Annotated in this window: 5 protein-coding genes; 3 read left to right on the forward strand and 2 right to left on the reverse strand. The window is 48.3% G+C overall.

Annotated elements, in window-relative coordinates:
• Positions 1-79: 79 nt before the first annotated feature.
• Together ACFQ2O_RS19065 and ACFQ2O_RS19070 are read right to left on the reverse strand one after the other, a co-directional pair.
• Complete coding sequence (locus ACFQ2O_RS19065; RefSeq protein ID WP_377531736.1) at positions 80-1,759, reverse strand: pyruvate dehydrogenase complex dihydrolipoamide acetyltransferase; 1,680 nt, start codon at positions 1,757-1,759, stop codon at positions 80-82.
• A 214-nt stretch (positions 1,760-1,973) separates the two neighbouring features.
• Complete coding sequence (locus ACFQ2O_RS19070) at positions 1,974-2,600, reverse strand: histidine phosphatase family protein (RefSeq protein ID WP_377531739.1); 627 nt, start codon at positions 2,598-2,600, stop codon at positions 1,974-1,976.
• A gap of 57 nt (positions 2,601-2,657) precedes the next feature.
• Between ACFQ2O_RS19070 and ACFQ2O_RS19075 the strand changes: the two genes are divergently transcribed.
• The 3 genes from ACFQ2O_RS19075 to menD all read left to right on the forward strand — a co-directional run bounded on the left by ACFQ2O_RS19075 (position 2,658) and on the right by menD (position 6,079).
• A complete protein-coding gene (locus tag ACFQ2O_RS19075; RefSeq protein ID WP_377531741.1) occupies positions 2,658-3,077 on the forward strand; it encodes a hotdog fold thioesterase in 420 nt (139 codons plus the stop codon).
• A 36-nt stretch (positions 3,078-3,113) separates the two neighbouring features.
• Positions 3,114-4,289 carry a chorismate-binding protein gene (locus tag ACFQ2O_RS19080; RefSeq protein WP_377531743.1) on the forward strand — a complete coding sequence of 392 codons (1,176 nt, stop codon included), beginning with the start codon at positions 3,114-3,116 and terminating at the stop codon, positions 4,287-4,289.
• An 89-nt stretch (positions 4,290-4,378) separates the two neighbouring features.
• Positions 4,379-6,079: a 2-succinyl-5-enolpyruvyl-6-hydroxy-3-cyclohexene-1-carboxylic-acid synthase gene (menD, locus tag ACFQ2O_RS19085; protein ID WP_377531747.1), complete on the forward strand. Its 1,701-nt coding sequence runs from the start codon at positions 4,379-4,381 to the stop codon at positions 6,077-6,079.
• Positions 6,080-6,174: the final 95 nt, after the last annotated feature.

Genomic DNA, 6,174 nt, shown 5'->3' on the forward strand with positions numbered 1-6,174 from the left:
CCACGTAAAATTGGCTAAAACAAAAAGCCGCCGCTCCAGTGCAGGAGCGGCGGCTTTTACTAATTTATATTTGTACAGTTTACACCAGTATACGAACTGGGTTCTCTAACAAATTCTTGAATGTTTGCAGGAAGGCAGATCCTACGGCTCCGTCTACTACGCGGTGATCGCAAGATAGGGTAACTTTCATCACGTTTCCGATCTGGATATTGCCGTTCTTCACTACAGGAGTTTGCTTGATACCGCCCACTGCCATGATGCAGGCATCTGGTGGGTTGATGATAGCAGTAAACTCTTCGATACCGAACATACCCAGGTTAGAGATAGTGAAGGTGTTTCCTTCCCAATCAGACGGTTGAAGCTTCTTAGTCTTAGCTTTGCCTCCCAGGTCCTTCACCTCAGCAGAGATAGCTGACAGAGACTTGAAGTCAGCGTTGCGCACAACCGGCACCAGCAGGCCTTCTTCTACCGCTACAGCTACACCAATGTTGATGTGCTTGTTGTAACGGATCTTATCACCTAACCAGGATGAGTTAACAGCCGGGTGCTGGCGAAGCGCAGCAGCAGCAGCTTTAATTACTAAGTCGTTGAAAGAGATTTTAACCGGCGCCACTTCGTTGATGCTGGCACGTGCTTCCATGGCTTTGTCCATATCAATTTCCATGGTCAGGTAGAAGTGCGGCGCAGAGAACTTGCTTTCTGCCAAACGACGCGCAATTACCTTACGCATCTGCGACACATTTACTTCCTCATACTCATCAGCCGGAACACCAGGCACAGCCGATGGAGCAGTTGATTGTGGAGCAGCGGCTTTCTGCGGTGCAGCCGATGGAGTAAAGTTTTCTACATCGCGCAGCACAATACGGCCACCTTCGCCAGATCCTTTAATCTGAGTCAGGCTAAAGCCTTTCTCTTTCGCTACACGCTTTGCCAACGGAGAAGCCTTGATACGGCCTCCTTCGTCTGAAGCATCAGCACCTGTTTGCTCTGTAGCACCAGAAGCTGGTACTTGTGTTTCTTCTACTTTATCAGAAGTTGCAGCATCCACGCCTGCCTCGATAGCATCATCGGTTTTAGCGTTCTCCTGGCGGTCTTCTGTATTAGAAGAAGCTGCATCGAGTAGCGTTTTATAATCTGCACCTTCCTCACCTATAATAGCGATAATGGCATCTACTGCTACAGAGTCTCCTTCGTTTACGCCTATATACAGCAAGGTGCCGTCTTCGTACGACTCCAGCTCCATGGTTGCCTTGTCAGTTTCCACTTCAGCCAGGATATCACCAGACTTCACTTTATCGCCTTGCTTTTTCTGCCAGCTAACAAGCACACCCTCTGTCATGGTATCGCTCATTTTAGGCATGCGGATAACATTCGCTTTGATGTTGCTTGTGTCAGCTACTTTGGCAGGAGCCTCTTCTTTCGCTGCGGCGGGCTTCGTTTCTTCTTTCTTTTCTTCTTTGGCAGCTGGTTTCTCAGCAGCACCGTTAGATCCGCCGTCCAAAAGGCCAGAAATGTCTTCACCTTCTTTTCCAATGATAGCAATTAGCGCATCAACCGGTACAGAATCTCCTTTTTTAGGACCTATGTACAGTAATGTTCCGTCATCATACGACTCCAGCTCCATGGTTGCCTTATCGGTTTCCACTTCAGCCAGGATATCGCCAGCGCTCACTTTGTCGCCCACCTTTTTCAACCAAGATGCAATCACCCCCTCTGTCATCGTGTCACTCATCTTGGGCATTCTTATAACTTCAGCCATAAATTTCGTGTTGTTTATTCGCCCAATAGGTCTTGTAATATCCGCCCAAAAATAGATTTAAAATCAATTTATTCAAACTATGAGAGCATACAAATGATGTATAAAGGTGCGAAAGCGGTTTTTTATTGATGCTCTACTGACTCACATAGCTGCTGAAGGGCAAGTTACACAATCAACCTTAATATATAAAGTTAATGCAGTTACTTATATGCTACTACACTATATTTTGCTCCAGATGCGCTATATCGCAGTATTTTTTAACTGAAAACATGCTTCCCGTGTAGTCCAGTTCATAGAGGCAAAGGTTATGGTGCCTGAACTCATCCATACACCGCAGCGGGTACCGCAGCAGCTGGCACAGCAGAATACGCATGGCACGGCCATGCATGCATACCAATATAGTCTCTTCCTCTGGCCTGCTCAGCATCAGGTCTATAAACTCCTTCTGCCTGTCCCACACCAGTTCAGGGCTTTCACCGCCTTCAATGCAGATGCTTGTGCCGCCCTTACCCCAGGTTTCCAGTAATTCAAAATAATAGGCATCTTCCTCGGGTGTGATACGGGTTCCCTCCCGTGTGCCCCAGTTTATCTCGTTCAGCCCTGCATGCTTATCGTGTGGCAAGCCTAAGTCAATAAACTTTTGCACGGATTGGATGCTGCGCTGAAGGGTTGACGTATAGATTTTGTCGAAGGCGACATCTTTATACTTCTCAAAAAACAGCGCTGCCTGTCGCTGGCCCTCTGCGTTTAAACTGGAATCAACGCCGCTGCCTTGCACAATACCCTGAAGGTTGTAGTCGGTTTGGCCGTGGCGAATGAGGTATACTTTCTTAATACTCAAAATTCTTCTACTTTTGCTTTTTGTTTAATTCAGCGTGCAAGTTAGGCATCACACCGTATGGATAAAAATACTGATACGTTAGACCAAGTAAATGAGTGGTGTAAAAACACCATGATTGAGCATCTTGGTATTGAAATAACTGAAACAGGAGCTGATTACCTGTGCGGTAAAATGCCGGTAGATCACCGCACGCACCAGCCAATGGGCCTGCTGCATGGTGGCGCCTCCGTGGTGCTGGCCGAGTCGCTGGCAAGTATGGGCGCTGCCCTACAGGTGGACTTAACAAAGAAAGCCTGTGTTGGTTTAGAGATAAATGCTAACCATTTAAAGGGTGTGCGTGAAGGTTGGGTTTACGGCAAAGCAAGCGCCATACATGTTGGCCGCACCACCCAAGTATGGGAAACCAAAATCACTAACGAAGCCGGTGATCTGGTTTGCATCAGCCGCATGACGGTTGCCGTAATCGATAAAAAATAAACAATCAGAGGCAAAACTGCCTCAGGAGAAAATACCATGGGTACCGAAACCCGAGCTTATACATTAGAAAAATTCTTTCAGGCAGCCATCGCTGGAGAAAAAGCGGTGGCTGTTTGGCGACAGCCCAATACCACTACTGTTCATGCCTGTGCGCAATTAAGTGCCGGTTATACTACCGGCCAACCTCAGCTGGAAAGCAGCCCTTTCGGTTTTCTTTTTTGCCCTTTCCAGACAGCTGCACCACAGCCTAATACTTTTATTAAAGCAGAAGTATATTTTCAGGATGGCAGCCTGACAACTGTAGTTGATACCCCTCAGCACCTACTCGATCATTTTTATACTTTGCTGGAAGCAGAAAATCAGAACAGTTGGTATACAGATGCTGTAGCTGCACAAAGCCAGCATTACCAGACAGAGCAGGGCTTTACCACCGCGGTTGCCAAAGCTGTAAAGGCCATACAGGCTGAAGAGATGGAGAAGGTGGTGCTATCACGAAACAAACTAGAGCCCTTACCTCCGCACTTTTCCCCTACAGCTGCCTTTGAGACAATGGCGGCAGCTTATCCAAGGGCATTTATTTCGTTGGTTGCCATACCAGGTGTGGGCACCTGGATGGGTGCGTCACCGGAGGTACTGGTGAGCGTAAACGAGCAGCAGGTGTTTCATACCATCGCACTTGCCGGAACGCAGCAGGCCGTAGAAAATGTGGCAGATGCCATTTGGCGCCAAAAAGAAATTGAGGAACAGGCCATGGTGGAGCGCTACATCCTAAGCTGCTTTAAGAAACTGCGCCTGCGCGAATATACAGAGGTTGGCCCACGCACCATTGTAGCCGGTAACCTGATGCACCTGCGCACTGATTTTAAAGTAAACCTGAAAGAAGTACACTTCCCTACCCTTGGCACCGATATGCTGGAGCTGCTGCACCCGACATCGGCGGTTTGTGGTTTACCTAAATTGCCAGCGCTTCAGTTTATACTTGCCCACGAAGGCTATGATCGTAGCTATTATAGTGGCTACCTTGGCCCTGTGGGCAGCGCAGAAGGGGCGCACCTTTACGTTAACCTGCGCTGTATGGAGCTGCTGGAGCAGGAAGCTATTCTCTATGCAGGGGCAGGTATCACCGCAGAATCAGACCCGCAGAAAGAGTGGCAGGAAACAGAGCATAAAATGCAAACCATGCGGAAGGTCTTGTTAATTTTGAATGACTGAATTTTGAATAATTGAATAGAAGAACCAGCTAACTATTCAATTATTCAAAATTCAGTCATTCAGTTATTCATTCATTCAAAACTAAGATCGTGATCATACAGCCTGTTGTAAATATAGCCGAGATTTGTGCCCTGAAAGGGGTGCAAAATGTAGTGCTGTCGCCGGGATCTCGGTGCGCGCCTTTGACCATTGCCTTTGCACGGCACCCTAAGCTAAACGTGAGAACTGTTAGCGATGAGCGTGCAGCAGCTTTTATAGCACTGGGCATGGCTCTTACAACAGGAAAGCCCACTGTGTTGGTTTGCACATCTGGCACAGCTGCATTGAATTATGCCCCTGCCGTAGCCGAAGCTTATTTTCAGCAGGTGCCTTTGCTTATACTTACTGCCGACAGACCACCCGAGTGGATAGACCAACTGGATGGGCAAACCATACGGCAGCAAAAGGTGTATGGCCAGCATATCAAGCAGAGCTATACTTTTCCGGTAGATTTTTCGCACCCGGATGCCACGTGGCACAGCGAGCGTTTGGTATCGGAAGCACTTAATGAGACAGTAAGCTTTCCGGCAGGGCCTGTTCATATAAATGTGCCACTGCGGGAGCCCTTTTACCCTGCCCCCGGTGAGGAACTGGTTTATAGCAAGCAAATTAAAATTATAGAGGAGCAGGCACTCTCGTTCGATCTGAACCAGATGCAGGCACTCAGCCTTCAAAACAAAATACTGCGGTACAGCAAAATTGTAGTACTGGCCGGGCACGATCAGCGCGATGAGGCTTTGCTGCGTAGTCTGCGGACTTTTGCAGACACAACGGGCGCTGTAGTGGTGGGCGACATTATCAGCAATACACATGAACTGCCTGACCTGGTGCGCCACCAGGATGTAATCTTTGTAAATGAGGCAAAAGAGAAGCTGGCACAGTTACAGCCGGACCTGCTCATCACCTTTGGTAAATCTATCATTTCAAAGGCGCTGAAGCTATACTTGCGCCAACACAAGCCACAGGCACATTGGCACATTCAACCGGCAGGCCAGGTTGCCGACACCTTTCAGTCGCTGACGAAGGTACTGCGCTGCTCGTCCCAAAGCTTTTTCGTAAGTATGGCTGGCAGCACAAAGGTTAATACTATTTTCTCTGAAGCCTGGAAAGCTGCGGATAAAGCTGCCGCAGACTTTTTGCAGCAGTATACTGCCGGGGCCCCCTTCAGTGAGCTGCCTGTTGTGGCGCGTGTGCTGCAACACCTGCCAGAGCAAAGCAATCTGCATTTAGCTAACTCTATGTCAGTACGCTATGCCAACATTATCGGCTTACAGGCAAAGCAGCAGGTGCACGTGTATGCAAACCGTGGCACCAGCGGTATAGACGGCAGCACCAGCACAACCGTGGGCTGCGCCCTTACAAACCCCGGCATCACCACCCTGCTGACAGGCGATCTGGCCTTCTTTTACGACCGCAATGGCTTGTGGCACAACTACCTTCCTGACAACTTGCGCATTATTTTACTTAATAACCACGCGGGAGGAATTTTCAGATTGATAGATGGGCCTAAACAGCAACCGGAACTAGCGCCATACTTTGAGACAACACAAGCTTTGAACGCGCAGAACACAGCACGCGATTTTAACCTGAAGTATACTACCGTAGAAACACTGGGAGAGCTGGAGCAGGCTTTACCAGGCTTCTTTTCAGCCAACGCCGGCGCAGGTATACTTGAAATTTTTACTGATAGTCCAGCCAATGCCGCCGCGTTCGAAGCATATCGGGTGGCGGCAAGAAAACTAGGCCTGTAGTCTCTTCCAAGAAAAATATTACAAGAAAAAAGCCTCCTGTTATAGTATATATCAGGAGGCTTTTTTGTTCTTTAGTAAAAAGAAGGCAAATCATT

It is taken from the genome of Pontibacter rugosus (genome assembly GCF_042678745.1).
Taxonomy (GTDB): Bacteria; Bacteroidota; Bacteroidia; order Cytophagales; family Hymenobacteraceae; genus Pontibacter; species Pontibacter rugosus.

Excerpts from the sequence above, each read along its gene's own strand:
- ACFQ2O_RS19075 (WP_377531741.1), top strand. The coding sequence starts at position 2,658 with ATGGATAAAAATACTGATACGTTAGACCAAGTAAATGAGTGGTGTAAA.
- ACFQ2O_RS19080 (WP_377531743.1), top strand. The coding sequence starts at position 3,114 with ATGGGTACCGAAACCCGAGCTTATACATTAGAAAAATTCTTTCAGGCA.
- ACFQ2O_RS19065 (WP_377531736.1), bottom strand. The coding sequence starts at position 1,759 with ATGGCTGAAGTTATAAGAATGCCCAAGATGAGTGACACGATGACAGAG.